This window comes from Candidatus Chloroploca mongolica, from assembly GCF_004762035.2.
GTDB lineage: Bacteria > Chloroflexota > Chloroflexia > Chloroflexales > Chloroflexaceae > Chloroploca > Chloroploca mongolica.
This window is the reverse complement of sequence record NZ_SIJK02000049.1, coordinates 19,560-38,405: the sequence shown is the minus strand read 5'-3', so window position 1 is coordinate 38,405 and position 18,846 is coordinate 19,560. Positions and strand designations below refer to the sequence as shown.

Annotated in this window: 15 protein-coding genes; 4 read left to right on the top strand and 11 right to left on the bottom strand. The window is 55.1% G+C overall.

Annotated elements, in window-relative coordinates:
• Window positions 1–96: 96 nt before the first annotated feature.
• The 4 genes from EYB53_RS19780 to EYB53_RS19765 form a co-directional block, all read right to left on the bottom strand.
• Window positions 97–318, bottom strand: coding sequence for a DUF8691 family protein (locus EYB53_RS19780; protein ID WP_135480230.1), 222 nt, complete (start codon window positions 316–318; stop codon window positions 97–99).
• 120 nt (window positions 319–438) lie between these two features.
• Window positions 439–2,709 carry a winged helix-turn-helix domain-containing protein gene (locus tag EYB53_RS25685; RefSeq protein WP_135480228.1) on the bottom strand — a complete coding sequence of 757 codons (2,271 nt, stop codon included), beginning with the start codon at window positions 2,707–2,709 and terminating at the stop codon, window positions 439–441.
• 42 nt (window positions 2,710–2,751) lie between these two features.
• Complete coding sequence (locus EYB53_RS19770) at window positions 2,752–4,602, bottom strand: SWIM zinc finger family protein (protein WP_135480226.1); 1,851 nt, start codon at window positions 4,600–4,602, stop codon at window positions 2,752–2,754.
• A gap of 201 nt (window positions 4,603–4,803) precedes the next feature.
• Complete coding sequence (locus tag EYB53_RS19765) at window positions 4,804–4,956, bottom strand: hypothetical protein (protein ID WP_167857496.1); 153 nt, start codon at window positions 4,954–4,956, stop codon at window positions 4,804–4,806.
• A 173-nt stretch (window positions 4,957–5,129) separates the two neighbouring features.
• On the opposite strand from EYB53_RS19765, the gene EYB53_RS19760 reads away from it, so the two are divergent.
• The gene (locus EYB53_RS19760; protein WP_167857495.1) at window positions 5,130–5,279 is read left to right on the top strand and encodes a hypothetical protein; all 150 of its coding nucleotides are present in this window, start codon (window positions 5,130–5,132) and stop codon (window positions 5,277–5,279) included.
• Between the two features lie 36 nt (window positions 5,280–5,315).
• Here EYB53_RS19760 and EYB53_RS19755 read toward each other — a convergent pair whose 3' ends face one another.
• The 3 genes from EYB53_RS19755 to EYB53_RS19745 all read right to left on the bottom strand — a co-directional run bounded on the left by EYB53_RS19755 (window position 5,316) and on the right by EYB53_RS19745 (window position 7,481).
• Window positions 5,316–5,876 (bottom strand): plasmid pRiA4b ORF-3 family protein, encoded by a 561-nt coding sequence (locus tag EYB53_RS19755; RefSeq protein ID WP_135480223.1) that lies wholly within the window; start codon window positions 5,874–5,876, stop codon window positions 5,316–5,318.
• A 210-nt stretch (window positions 5,877–6,086) separates the two neighbouring features.
• Window positions 6,087–6,326 carry a type II toxin-antitoxin system Phd/YefM family antitoxin gene (locus EYB53_RS19750; protein WP_135480221.1) on the bottom strand — a complete coding sequence of 80 codons (240 nt, stop codon included), beginning with the start codon at window positions 6,324–6,326 and terminating at the stop codon, window positions 6,087–6,089.
• 669 nt (window positions 6,327–6,995) lie between these two features.
• Window positions 6,996–7,481: a GNAT family N-acetyltransferase gene (locus tag EYB53_RS19745; protein ID WP_205712696.1), complete on the bottom strand. Its 486-nt coding sequence runs from the start codon at window positions 7,479–7,481 to the stop codon at window positions 6,996–6,998.
• A 50-nt stretch (window positions 7,482–7,531) separates the two neighbouring features.
• Here EYB53_RS19745 and EYB53_RS26390 point away from each other — a divergent pair, with 50 nt between their 5' ends.
• The 3 genes from EYB53_RS26390 (at window position 7,532) to EYB53_RS19730 (ending at window position 10,369) form a co-directional block, all read left to right on the top strand.
• Window positions 7,532–8,677 carry a peptidoglycan-binding domain-containing protein gene (locus EYB53_RS26390; RefSeq protein ID WP_205712695.1) on the top strand — a complete coding sequence of 382 codons (1,146 nt, stop codon included), beginning with the start codon at window positions 7,532–7,534 and terminating at the stop codon, window positions 8,675–8,677.
• 1,057 nt (window positions 8,678–9,734) lie between these two features.
• Complete coding sequence (locus EYB53_RS19735; RefSeq protein WP_135480217.1) at window positions 9,735–9,956, top strand: antitoxin AF2212-like protein; 222 nt, start codon at window positions 9,735–9,737, stop codon at window positions 9,954–9,956.
• Window positions 9,953–10,369 (top strand): type II toxin-antitoxin system VapC family toxin, encoded by a 417-nt coding sequence (locus tag EYB53_RS19730; protein ID WP_135480215.1) that lies wholly within the window; start codon window positions 9,953–9,955, stop codon window positions 10,367–10,369. Before EYB53_RS19735 ends, EYB53_RS19730 begins: the two co-directional genes overlap by 4 nt.
• 326 nt (window positions 10,370–10,695) lie before the next feature.
• Here the strand turns inward: EYB53_RS19730 and EYB53_RS19725 are convergent, their stop codons facing one another.
• The 4 genes from EYB53_RS19725 to EYB53_RS19710 all read right to left on the bottom strand — a co-directional run bounded on the left by EYB53_RS19725 (window position 10,696) and on the right by EYB53_RS19710 (window position 18,781).
• Entirely contained in the window at window positions 10,696–12,198 is a 1,503-nt protein-coding gene (locus tag EYB53_RS19725) for a radical SAM/SPASM domain-containing protein (protein WP_167857494.1), read from the bottom strand.
• Window positions 12,199–12,205: 7 nt separating this feature from the next.
• Window positions 12,206–16,072 carry a substrate-binding domain-containing protein gene (locus tag EYB53_RS19720; RefSeq protein ID WP_135480211.1) on the bottom strand — a complete coding sequence of 1,289 codons (3,867 nt, stop codon included), beginning with the start codon at window positions 16,070–16,072 and terminating at the stop codon, window positions 12,206–12,208.
• Window positions 16,073–16,120: 48 nt separating this feature from the next.
• Window positions 16,121–17,569, bottom strand: coding sequence for an ATP-binding protein (locus EYB53_RS19715; RefSeq protein WP_135480209.1), 1,449 nt, complete (start codon window positions 17,567–17,569; stop codon window positions 16,121–16,123).
• An 81-nt stretch (window positions 17,570–17,650) separates the two neighbouring features.
• On the bottom strand, window positions 17,651–18,781 hold the full coding sequence (locus tag EYB53_RS19710; RefSeq protein ID WP_167857493.1) for a formylglycine-generating enzyme family protein: 1,131 nt from the start codon (window positions 18,779–18,781) through the stop codon (window positions 17,651–17,653).
• Between the last annotated feature and the right edge of the window lie 65 nt (window positions 18,782–18,846).

The window sequence follows — 18,846 nt, the reverse complement described above, 5'->3', positions numbered from 1 at the left end:
CGAGGGCGTCCCGCCCTCGAAGGCATTCCGAGGGCGGGACGCCCTCGCTCCCAGGACAAGTGTGAACACTTACCGACACAAAGCGTCTTGCCGCCACTACGCATCCAGTTGGCGAAACTGCGTGAGGCTCAGGCCCAGGTCACAGATGCGTTGGAGCATCCCGTCCAGGGCAGCCTGGTCAACAAGGGGACCACGGAGGATCGTCTCGCCAGCGGGGCTATAGGCCACCGTGAAACCCTCGAACCAGACCAGGGTCGTTTGGCCCAGATGACCTTTGAGGTGGATTTCGTACAGCTTGGTTGTGTTAGGTGTGTTCATAGCACGAGGATACCGCAAAGCAAGGCTGGTCTGGAACACACCAGGGTGGGATGTACCCCAAAAAGCACCTAACACTTTGGTGTTAGGTGCGAAAACGTCCTCACTCAGGCCAAACAACGCTCAGACCAATGCTAACCGGCGCGCTTCAATGATGGCCTGAGCACGACGGCTGACCCCCAGCTTGCCATAGAGATTGTTGACATGGCGCTTGACGGTGTTGAGCGCAAGAAAGAGTTCATCGGCAATCTCCTGGTTTGATTTGCCCGCACAGATCAGCCGCAAGACGTCAAGTTCCCGTTCAGTCAACGGCTCGATCAACGGCTGCCCTGGCAAGGCCGTGCTGGCAACGGCGGTCTGAGTCTCGGCAAGCGCAGCATCCAAGAAACGATTGCGAATCTTGAGCGCGATCTCTTCGGCCTGGTGAACAGCATCCTGCGCCTGGGTCGGGTTACCTTGCGCGTGATGCAAACGCGCCGCAATCAGATAGCCGTGTGCAAGATAATATTGGTGACCGTTTCTTCGGGCTGTTTCTAAGCCCTGAGCGAGCAGCGTTTCGGCTTCGTCCCAGGCACCCTTCGCACGCAAGACATCGGCCAGCGCCAACTGAATCAAACAAAACGCCGGATACGCGGCATACGCGGGTTGTTCGGCAAGTGACAATTCATAGCGACAGATCTTTTCTGCTTGCTCGATCTGGCCCTGTGCAAGGCAGATCGTGGCCCATTCCATGGTCGCGTGCGCGAGCGCAAAAAAATTGCCGCATGCGCGTGCATGCGAGCTGACCCGGCTCAGGTACTCAGCGGCGCGCTCGCGATCGTTCGCAGCGGCATAGGCATACCCCAACTGCGAATAACACGCGGTATACCCCATCTCGACAACGATCTGGCCCAGGGCCTGACGCAACCCAGCAACTGTTGCCAAGAGTTGTTCGATGGCCTGAATGGCTGCGGCAACATCGCCTTGATGCCGCATCACAACGGCGCGCAACAGAATCACTTGATGCAAAATAATACTGTACTCAGGGTGATCTACGGGCAATGTGCCAACAGCAACCATCCGTTCAAAAGCTTGCGTAATATCATCGAGATAGGCCCCAATCTGCTCATAATCGCCGCGAATGAAGAGCGTCCAGCCATACGCGACCCCCAACGGGGGCGATTGACGCAGCAAATCACCCGGCAACGACTCAAGCCATCGTACCGCCGTACTCAACCGGCCTGTGTGATAGATCCGCCGCCAATTGTCAACCACAAGTCGGCTCACAAAGGCGTAATCGGGAATGGCAAAGGCATGATGCAACGCCTCTTCCGGATAGCCATTCGCCTGGAACCATTCCGCAGCGCGGCGATGCAGCACGGGCACCTCGTCGGCTCGCGTGCGTTTGAGGTGACTTTTGAGAAATTCGGCAAAAAGATGATGATAACGAAACCAGTAATGCTCGCTATCCAGAGGAATCAGGAAAAGATTGCGCCGTTGCAGATCGGAAAGCACATGGTCACTCTGGGTAGCTTCGGTTACTGCATTGCACAAAGGGGCACACATGCGTTGGAGGATGGCGGTTTCGAGTAAAAACTGTTGCAATGAGGCTGGTTGGCGTGACAAAACCTCTTCGACCAGATATTCAAGCACAAGATGCTGGCTCCCCGTGAAGGCTTGAATAAAGGTATGCACATCAGCGCGATCCTGCAGCGAAAGCGCAGCAAGCTGCAAGCCAGCAATCCAACCCTCGGTACGTATTTCGAGCGCCTGCACATCAGTGGCTCGCAGCGCCAGGTTCATCAAACCATTGAGAAAACCCGTGGCTTCATCAGTACTGAAACGCAGATCAGCAAGGCGCACCTCGGTCATGTGCCCGCGTACGCGCAAACGGCTCAGGGGGAGCGGCGGATCCGTTCGCGTGGCAATGACCAGATGCAGCGAAGGCAGCGCATGTTCGAGCAGGGTCTTCATCGCTGCATGAATATCCGCATTCGAAATCACATGATAATCATCAAGAATCAGGATGAGCGTCTGATTCCTGACGGCCACATCATTCACCAGAGCGGTAAGAAAGCGTTGGACATCAAGATCTTGCGCATCTTCCAACAGCGGCAACGCGGTTTGGCCCAAGGCTGACGACACCGTTTGGAGAGCCGCAACAAAGTAGCGCCAGAAACGTAGCGGATGGTTGTCACGGTCATCGAGCGAGAGCCAGGCCACCTGACCGTGATACGCGGTGATCCACTGAGCCAGCATGGTTGACTTGCCATAGCCAGCCGGCGCCGAAACAACCGTCAGCAATTTCCCCGCCTGCAAACCAGCCGTCAGGCGCTCAATAAGCTGAGGACGATGAATGATGTTAGGAGGAACCGAGGGAATAAAGAGCTTGGTTAACAGAAGCGAAGCATCCATGGATGAGTTCCGTTCAACTCTTTCCAGCAGCGCTGAGGTCAATTAAAAATAAATATCCATCAGCCCTATCAACTTGCGCTTTCGCCCATGCTTCAGCCGCAGACTCTGCAGATAGGCCTTCCAATCGGGCATGCGGCCCGCCACCTTGTAGGCATCGCGCGCCCGAACGAGCCATCCGACGGCGTCTTCGTAGTATTGGGCCTTGCTCGCATCCATGATCTCGGTCGCACGGGAGGTCGCCGCTCTGATGACCCAGTCTGGGTGAGTTTTCATCGCGGCATCCATCACCCGCACCAGGTCGTCGCTGCTCGGGCGCGTTCCGAGGGCGGCAATCGCGTGGTCAAGCAGTCCTTCGTGAAGAAAGATGTCGATCTTGCCCGCAATCATCCAGCCCTTATTGGTACGCAGCGCCGCGAGAAGTTGCTCGCGGAGCGCGGGCCACCCTCCGTTGAAGGCCTCAGGGTGTGCGCCTGCGAGTTCCGCCAGGCGCTGGTACAGACCCAACTCGGGTGTGACCCGCAGCGCCTCGGCGCCCGTGCGCAGCGCCAGATCAATGCGCCCCTGGCCCGCAGCCAGATCGGACAGCCAGGCGGCCCAACGCGCCCGCGCCTGCTCCTGCGCATAGCTGCTCGGCTCGACCGCCCCAAGACTCAGCCCATGCTCACCAATCGCCAGCGCCTGCTCCAGTTCGCCACGCTCGTGCAGCGCATGGGCAAGGCTAAACGCCTGCATTGCATTGGTGAAGTGTTGGCGGCCCAACGCGACCGCTTCGGCGACACGGCCCATGCGCACCAGCAGCAGCACCTGCTCGCGATGCATCCCCGCCGCCGCCGCCAGATTCAACGCCTCCTGGGTGTGGCCGCTATGCTCGAGGATCAGCAGGCGAATCGACAACAACACACCAGCGTGAGCGCCGGTCGGCTGTGCGTCGGGCCGCGCCTCACCGAGGATCGCCGCATCAATCCACGGCTCACTCCAGCCCTCAGTCGCAGCCTGAAGCGCGAGATTCAGCCCATCGCAGCCATACGCTTCGGCGTTCGCGGCCCACCCCTCCAGACGCTCGCGCCACGTGTTCAGCTCTGCCTTCTTCAGCGGTGCCCCCAGCAACGCCAGGGCCCAGAGCTCGCCCAGATCGAAGAAGAAGGCCCCCAACTCGCCGTCGGAGTCATCGTAATCGATCCATGCTGCGGTATACTCGTCGGTCAGCGCCTCGAGCAATGGCAATGCATCCTGGGCATTGTTGTCATCGCACAAGCTGCGGATCTGTTCGACCAGCGGATCCAGATTCGCCAGAATGCGTTCATAGGCCTCATAGTCATCAGCACGCTCGGCGCGGAAGATACGACGGATCTGCGTGCGGAAGGCCGTCGCATCAATGGCCGTGCGCCGTGCAGCAACCGAACCATCCTCTGAACTGGGCGACGCAACTGGTGCAGCGACCGACGCACCAATCATCGCATCGATCTGCTCGGTCAGTTCGGCATCCTGCGCCGCCAGATGCAGCACCAGAGCCTCAAGCTGATCGCGTTCCAGCCTGGCAAGCAACGCAGCCAGCGGCGGACGCACCTCGATCGCGTCTGGCTCAGCCTTGGCATACACCAGCAAGGTTGCTATGATATGCTTGCACCAGCCGCCCCAGTCGTAGGGGCACGTACAACTGGCAGCACGCACCCCACCAGCATCAATCCTGACGGTCACCCGATAGGGCGCATATGCGCTACCCTCAACCTCGGCCCGCAACAGATCGCCACGCAACACCAGCGAACCAACGGCACCCTCCTCCGCATAGTGCCTCCCCCGCGCAAACGACTCTCCACTCGCATATTGACGAATCTGCGCCTCACTCAAAGCAGGCCGTTGAGCCTGCTCCCCTCCGAATGGCTTCTCGTCCATCGCCACTTCCCCTAGCTTCACCGAGTGCGCTTGCCGATTACAGATGTGTGCTTAGCGATTGGGCACAACGCAGTGCTCGGGATGCTCCGGATCGCTGATCGCCGCCAAGCAGAACCCATATGACACTATACACTACAATCAGGCCTTTGGAAAAGACCACGGGATCGCAAGACAGAGCCAGTACCATCCGCAGAGCCACCGTCAGGCCGAAGCACGCGCCAACCATCCGCAGAGCCGATGGGGCCACGCTGCACCCGTCACCGCTGATCGACTCGCAGCGGCACGGTGCATGGCGCTGCGCCCATCGCCGATGATCATCCCCGCCCCGATACTCGCGGCATCGTGCGCGTTCATCTCGGACGCCCAGGCGGCCGCTTCCCCGCGTGCGCGGGCATGACAACGAGGCGCACGCCATAGCGGCGCTTGGACAACCTGACTTCCCCGCGTGCGCGGGCATGACAACGAGGCGCACACCATAGCGGCGCTGGGACAACCTGACTTCCCCGCGTGCGCGGGCATGACATGGCATGCCCACGCAAACGGGCATCCAGCGGATAGTGCTGCCGGTACGCGACGATGCAGTACCAATCCGCCTCGCAAACGCCACGCTCTACGGCCTGATGGCGAATATCTGGATGCGCAACTGCACCCGAGGCTGGGCCACTGAACGGTCTTGAACGACTACGTCTGACCCTTCTACCCGATCGGCTCACCTAGCGCAACATCTCATTCACCGCAGCGAGGTCAAACTCCTCGGGATCGAACTCACCGCCAATCCATTCCAACAGATCCTCGTGCTCGGGGTGTTCCGGGTCGCTGATCGCCTCCAGGAAGTTGGCGTAGCCCCAGACCCCGCCACAATCCTCGGGTGGGCAGGCCCGTTTCCCCGCCGTGCAACGAGGATAGCTCACCCCTGACTCGGGGGCAAGCACCTTCTCGAGCAGCACCTCGTGGGTCCAACTATCGCCAAAGTCATACTCGTAGCTCAGCTTCTGCCTGGGCGCGGTAAGCAGATCGTTGAGCTTGAACCGACGCTCATCGCGGACATCCTCGTCATAGTTTGGGTTCGGCACACCGTAGGCGACCCGTCCGACGCTGAACATATGCAGATGCGAGTCTGTCCAACCCATTGCGGTCTGGATGATCATGTGCAGCGTTGCCAACGTGACGTTGTCGGCAACCTCGACCCGTCGCCAGATCGGGGGCTTGCTATCCTTGAGGCTAATCTTCAGTTGGTAAATACGGCTCGGAACCGCAGCGGCTTTACGCGGCATCTGACCCTCCATAGGCAACTTCGAGCACAACAGCGCTGATCCACATGCTCGCGCCATCAGGGACGCGCTTCCTGTCCCCTCCCAGATATACATGACAATATACAGTACATCATGCATTTCGAGAAGAGAGTCCCCGACAGGAAATAGGGCTACGCTGAACATGGGGGAACCAAGTTCCCCCATGTTCAGCGTAGTAGTCTGTAACCTACGTTATCCCTCCTGCGGCTCAGCAGCGGGCTTGCCCGCCCCCGCCACCCGCGCTCGCAGCGTATCAAACAACTCGATGGAGAGCAAAACCGCCGTCGGTTTCCCCTTCTGCGTGATCACGACCGGGCGCTGGTTCTGGGCAGAGCGCCGGATCATCGATGCCAGCGAACTGGCCGCTTTTGAGACCGGCAGCACGCCATGCTGCAGATCAATGTCAAAAAAATGCTTGGTTGGAGATGTCATCAGGTTGCGTCCTTCCTCTCGATTGCACTTCCACCGCAAAGCACCTGGCGATGAAAAGAACCAGGGCCTCCTCAACGGAGGCGTGCGGCGGGGTTGCATCATGCTACCACAATCGTGCAATATGCGCATCACCGGGGCTTCGATCTCCCAGGGCGATTGCATCTTCCGTGCATGCACCCCACCAGGGCACCCGCAAGGGGTGCCCGTACACCACCGGCCCCGGCCCCCGACCCCTTGCGGGTGCCTCGTGGTTGCCGGGTGCCTCGTGGTTGCCGGGTGCCGCCGTGTGCGCCGCTGGTTGCATGCCCATGCTGCCACAGAGCGCGTATTTTTTATCCGGTTTCGTATGATGCAATCGCCCTACTCGATCTCCCAGGACTGATGCAACGTCGTTGGGGTTGCGCCCCATACCCCACCGCCAGAGGCAGACGTTGCATCAGCCCTAGAGTCAGCTATCAGTTCCCTTAGGCATGTTTCAAACGAGCTTGACAGTTTGTGGTGATCGTAGTGCCGACTTCAGTCGGCTTCTCGCTCAGCCAACTGAAGTTGGCACTACCAAGCTCGGGGAACTCGTTGCGTAGTCCGTGGGGTTCGTAGATTCATCTGCAAAGCGGGCGACTCTCCCTGGTCGCGATCAGTGATATGCGCTGACTAACTTACACGCTAAGCCTACCCTTTGCGATACAAGAACGGCTCGGTCAGGGTCGCGAGGCGCACCAACTGTCGTCCAGCAGCATCAAAATTCGCCGGGTCGAGCCAGCGGGTAACGGCAGCCTCGATCTGCGGCCATTCCAGTTCGATGGCGGCATACCAGGCCGTGTCGCGGTTATGACCCTTGACCACTGTGGCTTGACGAAAGACGCCTTCAAACGACAAGCCCATGCGTTGGGCCGCTGCGCGTGAGGGCGCATTGAGCGCATTACAGCGCCACTCGTAGCGACGATAGCCGAGCGCGAAAGCCCGTTGCATAAGCAAGAAGAGGGCTTCCGTCGCGGCTGGCGTACGCTGAAGCTCAGGCGCAAACGCAACATGTGCCACTTCAAGGCTCCCCGCAGTCGGCGCGATGCGCAGGTAGCAGGCGAGCCCACAGGCGCGACCGTTCACACCGGCCCGGATGGCATAGAACTGGAACGAGCGAAGCGGTATGGTCGCCACAGGGCGAATGGCTTGCTTGTCCAAATGGGATGGGCGAGCCAATCAGCCTGGTGAAGAGTACAACGCTCGAAGCGTACGCTGTCGCAGGCATCGTTGATCCTGCTTCGTTCGCCTGGTCGCCCGATGGTCAGGTCCTGGCGGTGAGCATGCCTGATCGTCTTATGCTCGTTTCGCCGAGCGACCTTGGAAACCCACGCGTACTGAAAGAGTGCCAGGAGTACGCCTGCTCAGCCCTGGCCTTCTCGCCCGATGGCCAACTCTTGGCGACAAACAATCACCAGGGGCTTACCGTTCTTGAGCTGGCGACCGGCAAAGAGACGTTGCTCAGTGAGGTCGGTATCTTCTTTTCGGGCGCTACGCCGGACAGCCGTGATGTCATATCGCCGCTACAAGCCGTTGCTTTTTCGCCTGATAGCCAGCGGGTTGCCTACACTTCCATGGGTGGTATCTTTGTGGTACCAGCATCTGGGGGCGAGGTACGCCGCCTCATTTCGCCCGACGACCTTGGTGACGATTGGTATGCTGACCGCACCATGTTGCAGTGGAGCGAGGATAGTACGCGTCTTCGCTTTGCAAGACATGGGTTCGTCGGAAGCTTAGAGACACCTATCGATGACAGCGGAACCACGGTGCCTAAGCATTCGCTCATCACGTTAGAGACACCTATCGATGGCAGTGGTTCAGGATCTGGGGATCAGGTTGCACTCCCTCCCTTGCCTGGCGGCATCCTGCCCTACCGTTGCATGGGCACATTCCAAGCGACTGGCCGCGGGACCATCACGATCGCGTCTGGCGTTGAGCTTGACGTTGTGCTCGAAGACCTGTTTTTGCAGTTTACGGGCAGTGAGGCGCGTGTCCAGATGACTGAAAGTGCGTTTCAGGGTCCACGAGTGGCAGAAGCTTCCACCTCGGTGGCTCGTTTTCGCGGCGATCTTATGCCAAGTGCCTGGGCCCCTGGCCCGATACGTACACCTACGCTGGCGCTGAGTACCTCGCCTATGCGCGGCTGCGCGGTGATCGAACTGCAAACCATGCTGGCAAATCGCGGCTTCGATCCTGGCCCAATTGATGGCATCTACGGCCCCGCCACCGAGGCCGCCGTGCGGGCCTTTCAGCAAGCCAACAACCTTGCGGTCGATGGCATTGTCGGTGCGCATACCTGGGCGGCCCTGGGCGGCTGGAAGTGGGGACAATAAGCGCACCACCGTTGCCCTCGGCTTGCGCGGCGAGGTGCTGCTGCGCGAGTTGGCACCCAGCTACCGCAACGACCTTCTGCTCTACTCCCACGCCCACCCCAGCGGCCCGCCGATCGGGCCAATCAATGACCCTGCTCAGGGCGGTGATTTATCGCGATCGCACGTGGGTACGCCAGGTTAGCCCGCCGACTCGGGCGAGGGACGCTATGAGCGCCACACCGACAAGACTCCGCCTCAGCCCCGCGCTCCAGCGCCTGGACACCGACGTCAGCCCGAACACGAGCGCCGGGCTGCGCGCCCTGCTGCTGCTGGGTGCCACCGCCGCCGCCTACGACCTCGCATCCTCGTGCCCAAAAACGTCGTCGCACCAGAAACGCAGCATTGCCTGGAACAGACGGGCGTATCAGGGCAGAAGAGGCGTCATCTGGCCTTGGGGTGGAGTAGTGCCAACGCGAACCAACGATCATCAAGGTGATCACCAGGCACCATACAGACCAGTGATCCTGAAATGAGATCGAATTTCAGGCGACAGAGGATAGGGTTTTGCCGCTGCGCTGTCACCACAGTGTTGCTCACCGCGCTGCATGGCGTGGGGGACGGTGGGGGTGTTGCGGTGTCAGGGGGGCATGCACGGGCAGGGTCGGCTCGCCACGCGGAGTGATCACCGTAGCCGATGCGGGGCTTGCGGTCACATTGACCGCAAAGCGCTGTGTATGAACGGAGTTGCGGTCAACATGACAGCATCGTGCTGCGTATGAACGGTGTTGCGGTCAACATGACAGCATCGTGCTGCGTATGAACGGTGTTCCTGTCAAGCTGACCGCGCCGCCTGCGTTGGGGTGAGTGCGCCAGCGGGCGGCGGCCACCCCAACGCAGGCGGTACTGAGCGAGCAGCAATCTTCTGCCATGATGTTTCATCGTGTCCATGCACCCCCGCTGCTCCAGGCTCGTGCCAGACCATGAGCTTGTCGTTCCGTCCCCCCCTTCTATGCTACAATGGCTTCTGGAACGGTGTTTCCGTATGTGGGTGGCATGGAAAGCAAGCAGGGAGGATGCGATGACAACGACCATTGATGCGGTGTTTGATGGCCACGTGTTTTTACCGACGCAGCCGATCAACTTACCCCCAAACACTCGGGTTCAACTCTCCATCATTGCCGAAGCGCCGCCAGCGGCTCGCTCCTTCCTCGATGTCGCTGAAGCCTTAGCGCTGGAAGGGCCAGCCGATTGGTCGCTTCACCTCGATGCCTATTTATATGGCGGCAAGGTGCCGCAATGAACCATGAGGTGTTTTTGGACACCGCCTACGCGATTGCCCTTGCGAATGTGCGGGATGCGTTGCATCCGAAAGCCGTACAGGTGGCGCAAGACCTCCGCGCCCAGCAGACGAAACTGGTAACCACACGTGCCGTGCTGCTGGAGATTGGCAATGCTTTGGCAAGCCAACGCTTTCGGACGGCTGCGGTGCAGTTGTTAGACGCCCTCGAAGCAGACCCGACGGTGGGGATTGTCCCACTGACGAATGATCTCTATGCACAAGCGCTGATCCTCTATCGCTCACGGATGGACAAGGAATGGGGCCTGGTCGATTGCCTGTCGTTTGTCGTTATGCGCGAACGGATGTTGACCGAAGCCTTGACCACTGATCAGCACTTTGAACAGGCAGGTTTTCAAGCATTGTTACGCACATAGCGGTGTGCATTGGGGCGAGGTGCTGTGCCACACCTCAGTGCTCACGAGGCCAGCGATCCGATCTGCGTCCTTGCATACCTCCACCGCGTCGCGCGATGATAGATCAGCGATCATCGGCGTGCGAGCACTCCCGTTGCACCAGGCGCGTGCTCGTCGTGTGGTGCATGGCTTTCAGATTGACGCCAGGACGCGCAGGCACGGCAAGCAGCAGGGCCTGGCCCTGCGATGCTCGTCCAAGGCAATTGGTACATACACGGCAACGATATCTTGCGTGTTTGGTACATACACGGCAACGATATCTTGCGTGTAAGGTAAAGCTATTGCCTCTAAGCCAGTAGGTCGACACTGAGACCATAACGCAGGATTCTTAACCCTTCCAACCGCATAGCCTTTGGGTAGAGCGCCTTGTAGATGTTGCAATTAGGTGAATTGAGATCATAGCGACCAGTCGCACGGAAGGTTACTAACGAGCATCCCCCAGCACACCAGTATTTCCATTCACAACCCTTACAACCCTCTTTGTCTTCAACCGAAAGATTTTGCAAACCAATCTGATCAGCACGGATCAAGCTCAACGGATCGGATGCCTCGACAGTTGTTACTGGTTTATGCAAGTGCATTTGGCACTTGGCAACCCGCCCTTTATAATCAAAAACCAAGTAATGATCGCCGACCCCACATGTTTTCAGGTGCGCACCCGCAAGATTGGCACGGTCAACCAGCGAACCTAAGACGCTACGGGCAGGCAGATGCTGTTCAATCACAGCGTAAGCTGCTAGCATCCCATTAATAATCGTTTCCTCTTCAAGCCGTAAATCCTGAAATGTTGCTGAAAGCTCGTTTTCACGGTAAAAATTAAGACTAAAGGGTAACGCACGCTCAAGAACCCACGCGACAACCTGGGGCAAATGGGTGGCACTCTTGCCAGTTGCAGTAATTGAAATATCCGGGGTGATGCCACTTGCACGCGCAATTTCAATGCCACGCGCCACATCATCAAAGGTTCCGCGACTGCTTGCATAGGGGCGTTGTGCATTATGGATTTCGCCCAGGCCATCAAGCGAGATCATCAGGCGTAAGTTATGCTCGTGCAGGATACGGGCTTGCTCCCTGGTAAGCAAGGTTCCGTTACTTAGTACTACGCCATCAACCGCAATCTGATGCGTTGCACCCTGCTCACAGGCATAACGATGGAGTTCGATCACGCGCTCAAAGCAGAGGAGCGGTTCACCACCCGCATATTTGAGCTTGAGTTCACGGTAGCCGTGGTTGACGGCAGAGCGGAATGCGGCATCAATTGCCGCACGCCCAACCTCAACCGACATGTCCTGGCGCAGATGGGGCAAGTAACAGTAACTACAGCGCAAATTACAACGATCCGTCACATGCATCCAGACACTCAGCGTCTGCGCGGTGGGTAGGAGCGTTGGTTGCACATCTGCTGGAACAAGCACGCGGTGTGCATAGAGCGCTTGCACGGTAGGTTGCAAGTAGGCATTGTCGCGCTGAGCCATATAAGCCTGGAAGATGCTTTCTCGGTTGCTGGTTTGGGTAAACGCACGAAGGATGGTTCCCGTGGGTTCATTGATCACCACGGGGCGATGAAAAGGGCCGAAGAGAACCTGATGTTGAGCATCGAGGCGCAATTCCTGGGATCCAGGTGAGCGTTTCAGGCTGTCCAGGGCTAAACTCGTGACCGCATACGGTTCGATTGGGTTAAGTAGGGGGAGACTACAGGCACAATCACCGCCGCCACAATCTGCTGTTGACGAGTGATAATCATCGTGGGCATAAAGGATGACTGGACATACAACATGTAGCTCGTCCATAAATATGTCATCCTTCATTGTTATTCATTATCTGCAGCGTAAGCTGGAGTAACTCTTGCTCACACCAGAACACGAGGTCATACCGGGGCATTTTGGTTTCGCCATATTGCCATTGCGCCCATTGATCACGGAACTGTTGCAAGTAGCGTTGTGCAGCTTCATACGGCAGATTTTGTAGATGCTTTGAGAGTTGCTGCAACTCTTTTTCGATTCTGTAGGGCCCAACCCCCCCATACTCATTGATCTGGTGAATTGCCTTAGTAAAGAGAGCAAACGCTTCATCGAGATCATCGCGTAGTAAGGCAAATTCAGCGCGTATGCGACGCAAACGCCCATAGTAGAGCGGAAAGAAGTATTGCTGCTCGTACTTGGCTAAACGTGCAACATACTCATCGAGACGGCTGTCGTCTTTGAGTTCAAAGTCGAACTCGGCTTCGCCGATCCAGCTATCCACATAGTAACGATGATCTTGCAACCGCTCACTCAGATCGCGGGCAGTCTGATTCAGTTGGCGGGCACGTTGCCGACACTCCTCATTATCTGTCTCCATGCCGATACGCCACACTACGCTGGCCCATTGATGATAGATACCTGGAAGATCGCGTTCCAGACCATGTTTTTCAGCTAACTCTCGGCTGCGTTCGAGAAGCCGCGCAGCCCGTTCGAGTCCTTCGAGGCGTATTTCATCGTTACGATCAACAGCGTCAAACCACTCGGTCCAACCCAGTTGGAAGTACGCTTGATGTGGTTTATCGCTCGTATCACTACGAGGAATCAAGGTAATTGCCCGCTCAAGATGCTGACGTGAGGTTTCGTAACGTCCACGTTCACGCGCCAAAATGCCTAGCGTAATCTCCGCACGGGCACGCTCGGCACGGCCACGCTCGTCCTGTAGCTCTACCTCTAATCTACGCCAAGTTGCCAAAGCCTGCTGAAGCAAGATTTCGGCCCGATCATAATCGTGACTCATGCCATAAAGAAAAGCGCGGTTATTGTTGGTACTGGCGATCAAATCAAGCATTTGACGTTGCCCAACCTCATCATCGGAAGGCAAGGCTTCATGAGCCAGCGCAATCACCTGCTCATATCTAACCTGGGCATCATTCCGACGTGACGGATCTGCTTCTGACAGGAGTCGGTAGTAGTATCCAATCTGGTTAAGCACGCTTGCTCGATCACGTAGGTTGCTAGAGTCGATCAGATCGAGACATTGCTGCTGGTTTTCTATCGCCCTCGTCAGTTGATTCGTGCGTTGATAGGCAACCCCAAGTTGATTGTAGATGTTGGAGCGAAATTTTGCATCGGCATCGGCATGGGTGACAAGTAATTCCTCTAGTCGTTGAGTCGCTTCGCTCGTTTGCCCCAAATCAAGCAAGGTACGAGCATAGTAAAAATCAAAATCGCGCTGCTCAGTGAGGCTTAGTTGAGATCGATATGACTCAAGTATCTTGCAGAGGCGCTCTATGAATGGATAGTGCCGTCCGCTCCGTACTTTTTCAACAAGGGCAACCCACTGCTCAAAGGCATCCTCTTGCTGGGCAAAGAGCATATGCTTGACCCAGTTTTCGGTCACGGTCTGGCGTCGGCGTCGGATAGCTAACTGCTCAAACTTTAATTGCAATTTGTTGGCTTCCAACTCCTTGAGTTGGCGCTCGTCAGGTACAGTTTGTGTCTCAAGTTTTTGCAACTGTGCATCGATTGAACGCAACTGAGCATCTACGGCTTTTATGCCAACATTGAACGCTTGATCCTGTTTTTGATAAAATCTATAGGCGAGTTGGCTATCTCGACGGCGTTGCGCCTTATCAGGATCAAAGATGGGCCAGAAGTGGTGCTCAATGAGGCGTCGCATCTCATCGTGCAACTCGATCTCAGGACTATCAGATCGCTGGATGATGCGGATAAAAGCATAGGTACAGGCTTTTGCAAAAAGCGAAGCCGCCTCATTCTCAGATAGCTTAAACAGAGTGGCGAGGCCAGATTGTGAGAGTGGGTAGATGCGCGAGAGGCGCAAGACGACCAGATCCATCTTTTGCTGCAGGCGTCGGATATGCTGCACGAGGTTGGATTCAAAGGCGGTGGCAGCTTCGTGTAGTTCCTGTTGATCCATCGCTTCCAGCGTAGCGTATGATGGAATTGGGTCAAACTCCAAATTGCGATAGATATATTCAATGACCAGATCAAGCAGAATTGGCTTACCAAGCGCAAGTTTAGCTAAGCGATCTAAGAACTCATCATCAGCCTCAATTGCCAGGTTCTGCTGCTTTTCTTGCAAATATTGGCGACTCAACGTCGCATCGAAGGCTGGTAATTCACAACGGATGATCTTACCACGCTGCTGCTTGTCCTTGATCTGGTCTATCAACCAAGCCATGATTGGTGGCTCAGGTCGACCCGCAAAGATCACCAGCAGGTTTTTGCACTGGCAGAGAATATCAATCAGATTGCTTCCTAGCAGTTTTTGAGTTGCCCGCTCAGTCGTATCAAAGCAGAGCACAAGGCGTTGGGTCTGACACCGTTGATTGATTGCATCGATTAGCGCCTGTTGTACCTTGTAATGCTGACGTTCAGTTGCCTCATGCTGAAGCAATCGTGAGCGTTCTTCCAAAGTCAGAAGTGCGATCAAATCTTCTGGGGCCATCATCTGGCCAGTCAAAGCAGCAAGGCGCTGCTCAATGGCACCCTCAATCGCTACATCCGGGTCAGCAAAATCAATTACTTCGGCTACAGTAAAGAGTGATTGTCGTGGGTTTTGACGATGCGCAACAATGGCGCGGAGTTCAGAACTCCATCCGCGATCATCGAGACTATACCAAGTTCGATCTGGTTCAAGCGTTAACTGGCGTAGATCTTTCTGGGTTACAAGTTTGAGAGGAATTGAATGGTAACGATCCGGAGGGGTTGGGGTCACCACAATCTCCTGCAAAGCCAAGCGAACCATTAAGCGACCAGCCTCGGCTGGATCGATAGCGGCACAAGCCTGCCAAGGACTCCCCTCTTCCAACATTAAGGTGCGATCAGAAGGACAAAGATCAAGACTGTATACTTTAATATCAGTGCGCTTCAATGCTTTGAGTGCTTTAATCACACCACGGGCATACTCATCGAAAACACACCAGATGGCTTTGGTGTCGGGATGTTTTTCTAAATGAACAATGGTCTGTTCAGTTGAACTTTCTGCTGATCGTTCATTGAGCTCACAATCAACATCAAGCAGTTCAATTTGATTATAATTCAACAAAATACGCCTTAAATCATCAACCCGTCGCTTTTGAACTTTGTTTTGCTGTGTCCAAACAATAGCTAATTTACCTGTATAATTCATCTCTTTCAGGATAGGATTAGCAATCTGTTGAATACCCTGAAGATCTTCCTGAAAAACTTTTACAGCTGCCCCTTCAATACTTTTCAGATAATTATCAAAGGTGAGTACCGGGATATTCTGGGCAAGGGCCTGCTGAATTTGTGCTTCTACTCCTTGGTAAGAGCCTAGACTGACAATGATCGCATCAGGTTTCTCTGCGATGGCACCTGCCAGATCAGACGCCATACGGTCGGCGCTGTGCTCAGCGTCAGTTTGAGTAATGTGTATGCCAAGTTCTTGCGCCATCGTATGAATGCCGCGCTGAAATTCGCTAGACCATTCCGAGTCGGTAAACTCTTGTACGACGGTAATCCGATACGCTGTATCCAGATTTGAGGATTCAAACGCTCGATTACGTATACGGTTACCAAACTCTTCAAGGAAACGTGTCTTACCAATACCACCATCAGCAACTAGAAAGAGAAAGTTCGTGACACCAAACTCAAGCAAGAGTTGCTTGGCTATCGTTAGTTCTTCCGCCCGTCCAATGAAAGGTACTTGCTTGCTCATACTATGGCTTCTTTCTGGATATTCAACCGGGCTGTACTGCGATCATGCTTATGAACGGTAACGATCACGCTCTTGCTCAAGCGCATGCGTGAGTTTGCGAATGAGTTCTTCATTATATGCTTTCTCACGAAAGACATAATTGAACAAGAAGCTAAGCTCCCAATGTCCCATTTGATCGGATTCGCTCGGCTGAGATAGTTGCTGCGTAACCAACGCAACCAGTTCCGTGAAATCGTGCCAATTTCGTTGGTGCTGATACAGGGCGTCAACAACTTGTTTCACTTCATCGAACAAAAAACCTTCGAGCGCAGCTTGACGATCAGCGGCATCCTCCAATGGTTCCAAGCTTAACACCTGGAGGCGTTGAAACAGATATTCAAGCGCCCAAAGTTTTGGTTCGTTCGCCGTCGCAATTTTCTCCAAACATCTGGTGGCAGATGTTTCGCAGAGAGTTCGCAGTCGTTCCGGTTGCTCGTAGCGCAGTTTAATCGTAAGTAATCTGCGATAGACACCATCACACAGATATACGCCGCGATTATTTGTTGGGTATATGTAAGCTGCAGTCAGTTTCTGTTTTAGATCCTCACAGGTAGGACAGCCAGTAAGAGGGTAAGAATCACAATGATTTGTCAGAATTGCGTTATCAAGATAACGATAAACACTTAAAGCCGTAATCACATCAGCGAAATCAGATAAATTACTCGGTATCTCCCGTTCGACTTTCTCAAAGACGGGTTGGATTTGCGTGTCCCAGTGCTGTCGGTTGCTTTTCGGGTCAAAATAGATGTCTGGTGCGTCTCTACTGTCAGCCAAAGCATTCAGTAAGGCAGCCATACATTGCGGATGGCCACCAGTTAGATAGAAGACATGGGCCGCCGCTTCGCTTATGGCTTGACTATGGTGCCCTCTGAGATATTGTGCTGCTGTTGCATAAACATGCTCGTAGGTAAGCGGTGAAAGCGTAACAAGCTCTGGGTAAGACAAGAGTTCTACGGTTTTTAATATTTTTCCAGCAACAATCAAGTCGACTTTAGGCGATTTTTCCAGGTGTTTTAAGTTTTCGCGTATATCAGAAATGAAATCAACAATAATTTTATTAATATCTTCCGGGAACACATCAAAATCTACTATCAACACAACACGTGTGATATTAACATCGAGTGTGTTGGAGTTGAAAAACCGCTTATTCAGACAACGAGCTAATTCACGGCCTGGATTTTTTGGTAAATCCTCTGATTCGGGTATTTTAAATTCTTGTAAAAATAAGCGTGCAATTTCCTCGATTGTAGCTATGGAATGAGCACTGACAAGTGCGTAGGCGTAATCTCGATGTTCTCCTTGGAGCTTTTCAATAACTTTTTCAAGCAATGCACTCTTACCAAACCCAGATGGCGCGTTGATTAGCGTAGATTTTCGGATATCTGATCGAACAATAGTGATAATACGACGAATTTCATTGTCACGATTAACAAAATGGGGGGTGGATTGCGCGGTCATCGGTTACACCTTACATAAGCGATTAGTTGGTCTTCCATGCCTAACGATTTGTGCATGAGCCATCAACGATTGCGATGCCACTCAAACCTTCAAATCACTCACAACCCGAAATCCAAAATCTACCAAACGGTAGCTCTGCCCCATTGCGTGGCAATAGGCTCCCCGCACTTGGTTGCGGGACGAACGCCATGATCCACCGCGTAAGCTACGCCCGATATGCGTTGCAAGGTACGCTTCCGTCCACTCATCTTCAAGCTCATACGGATAGGGTTTGTGGGTCTGGGTAGAACACCACTCCCAGACATTGCCAGCCATGTCTAACACACCGTGGGGACTAGCCCCAGATCGGTGTTGATTGATCAACGTAGGTCGATCATAACCCGATTCTTTATTATTGCAAGCCGTTGCCTGCCAGGTGTTGCCCCACGGCCAGATCCAGCCATCAGGGCCACGGGCGGCCTTCTCCCACTCAGCCTCTGTCGGCAGGCGGAATAGGTGGCTAGACTGAGCGCTGAGCCAATTGCAGTAGGCCACCGCCTCAAACCAACTCACTCCAACCACTGGATAGTCGGCTTGGTTGAATTGGTCATGTTCCCAGTACCTCGGTTGAAAAATCTGGTACTGCTCACGCCACTGCCAGCCTAGTGGTGTCCAATATGCATGGGTGGTGTAGCCACCACCCTCAACAAAGGGCCGGAATTGAGCGTTAGTAATAGGCGTTTGACCAATCCAGTAGTCGGGTAACGACAAGGAATGTTGGGGTTGTTCACACGCTTCAGTGAAGCGGCGATGCGCTTCGCTGCTGCCCATGCGGAAAGAGCCAGCCGGGATGTGGATGAGGGGCGGGGTGATGAGTGATGGGAGGCAAGGTTCACGCAGGGCATTTGGTGTTTTTGCATTGGCGAGCAACGCGCTCAAATGCTGAGCGGGGTCATTATCTTGGTTTGCTGCAACAGCCGGTTCTGATTCATGCGCGGTTGTAGGCCGAGCCGAGTCGGTGGCTTGGGTTGGCCCAGGGCTTTGCGCTGCGTTCTGTTGAGGTTGTGACTCCTCCTCAGATGGTAGTGGGGCGCCTAACTCACGGCGCAGATCTTCGATCTCAATGGTAATGTGGGCCGGACAGTGAAGGCCAAATTTGGCGGCTTGAAGTTCCAGGGCATTAAGGTGGCGGCGTTTGGCAGTGAGTACGTGTTGGCTCTGCTCGGATGGCATGCTACGATCCTTGCTCGTCATGGGGGCGATCTTCAACTATTACATCTTCTGCTGCCCGCGAAAGA

What these genes read in the sequence shown, in the direction of transcription:
- EYB53_RS19725 (WP_167857494.1), bottom strand. Translation starts at nt 12,198, where the DNA reads ATGGACGAGCTACATGTTGTATGTCCAGTCATCCTTTATGCCCACGAT.
- EYB53_RS19710 (WP_167857493.1), bottom strand. Translation starts at nt 18,781, where the DNA reads ATGCCATCCGAGCAGAGCCAACACGTACTCACTGCCAAACGCCGCCAC.
- EYB53_RS19730 (WP_135480215.1), top strand. Translation starts at nt 9,953, where the DNA reads ATGAACCATGAGGTGTTTTTGGACACCGCCTACGCGATTGCCCTTGCG.
- EYB53_RS19720 (WP_135480211.1), bottom strand. Translation starts at nt 16,072, where the DNA reads ATGAGCAAGCAAGTACCTTTCATTGGACGGGCGGAAGAACTAACGATA.
- EYB53_RS19760 (WP_167857495.1), top strand. Translation starts at nt 5,130, where the DNA reads ATGCCCACGCAAACGGGCATCCAGCGGATAGTGCTGCCGGTACGCGAC.
- EYB53_RS19780 (WP_135480230.1), bottom strand. Translation starts at nt 318, where the DNA reads ATGAACACACCTAACACAACCAAGCTGTACGAAATCCACCTCAAAGGT.
- EYB53_RS19715 (WP_135480209.1), bottom strand. Translation starts at nt 17,569, where the DNA reads ATGACCGCGCAATCCACCCCCCATTTTGTTAATCGTGACAATGAAATT.
- EYB53_RS19770 (WP_135480226.1), bottom strand. Translation starts at nt 4,602, where the DNA reads ATGGACGAGAAGCCATTCGGAGGGGAGCAGGCTCAACGGCCTGCTTTG.
- EYB53_RS19765 (WP_167857496.1), bottom strand. Translation starts at nt 4,956, where the DNA reads ATGAACGCGCACGATGCCGCGAGTATCGGGGCGGGGATGATCATCGGC.
- EYB53_RS25685 (WP_135480228.1), bottom strand. Translation starts at nt 2,709, where the DNA reads ATGGATGCTTCGCTTCTGTTAACCAAGCTCTTTATTCCCTCGGTTCCT.
- EYB53_RS19735 (WP_135480217.1), top strand. Translation starts at nt 9,735, where the DNA reads ATGACAACGACCATTGATGCGGTGTTTGATGGCCACGTGTTTTTACCG.
- EYB53_RS19755 (WP_135480223.1), bottom strand. Translation starts at nt 5,876, where the DNA reads ATGCCGCGTAAAGCCGCTGCGGTTCCGAGCCGTATTTACCAACTGAAG.
- EYB53_RS19750 (WP_135480221.1), bottom strand. Translation starts at nt 6,326, where the DNA reads ATGACATCTCCAACCAAGCATTTTTTTGACATTGATCTGCAGCATGGC.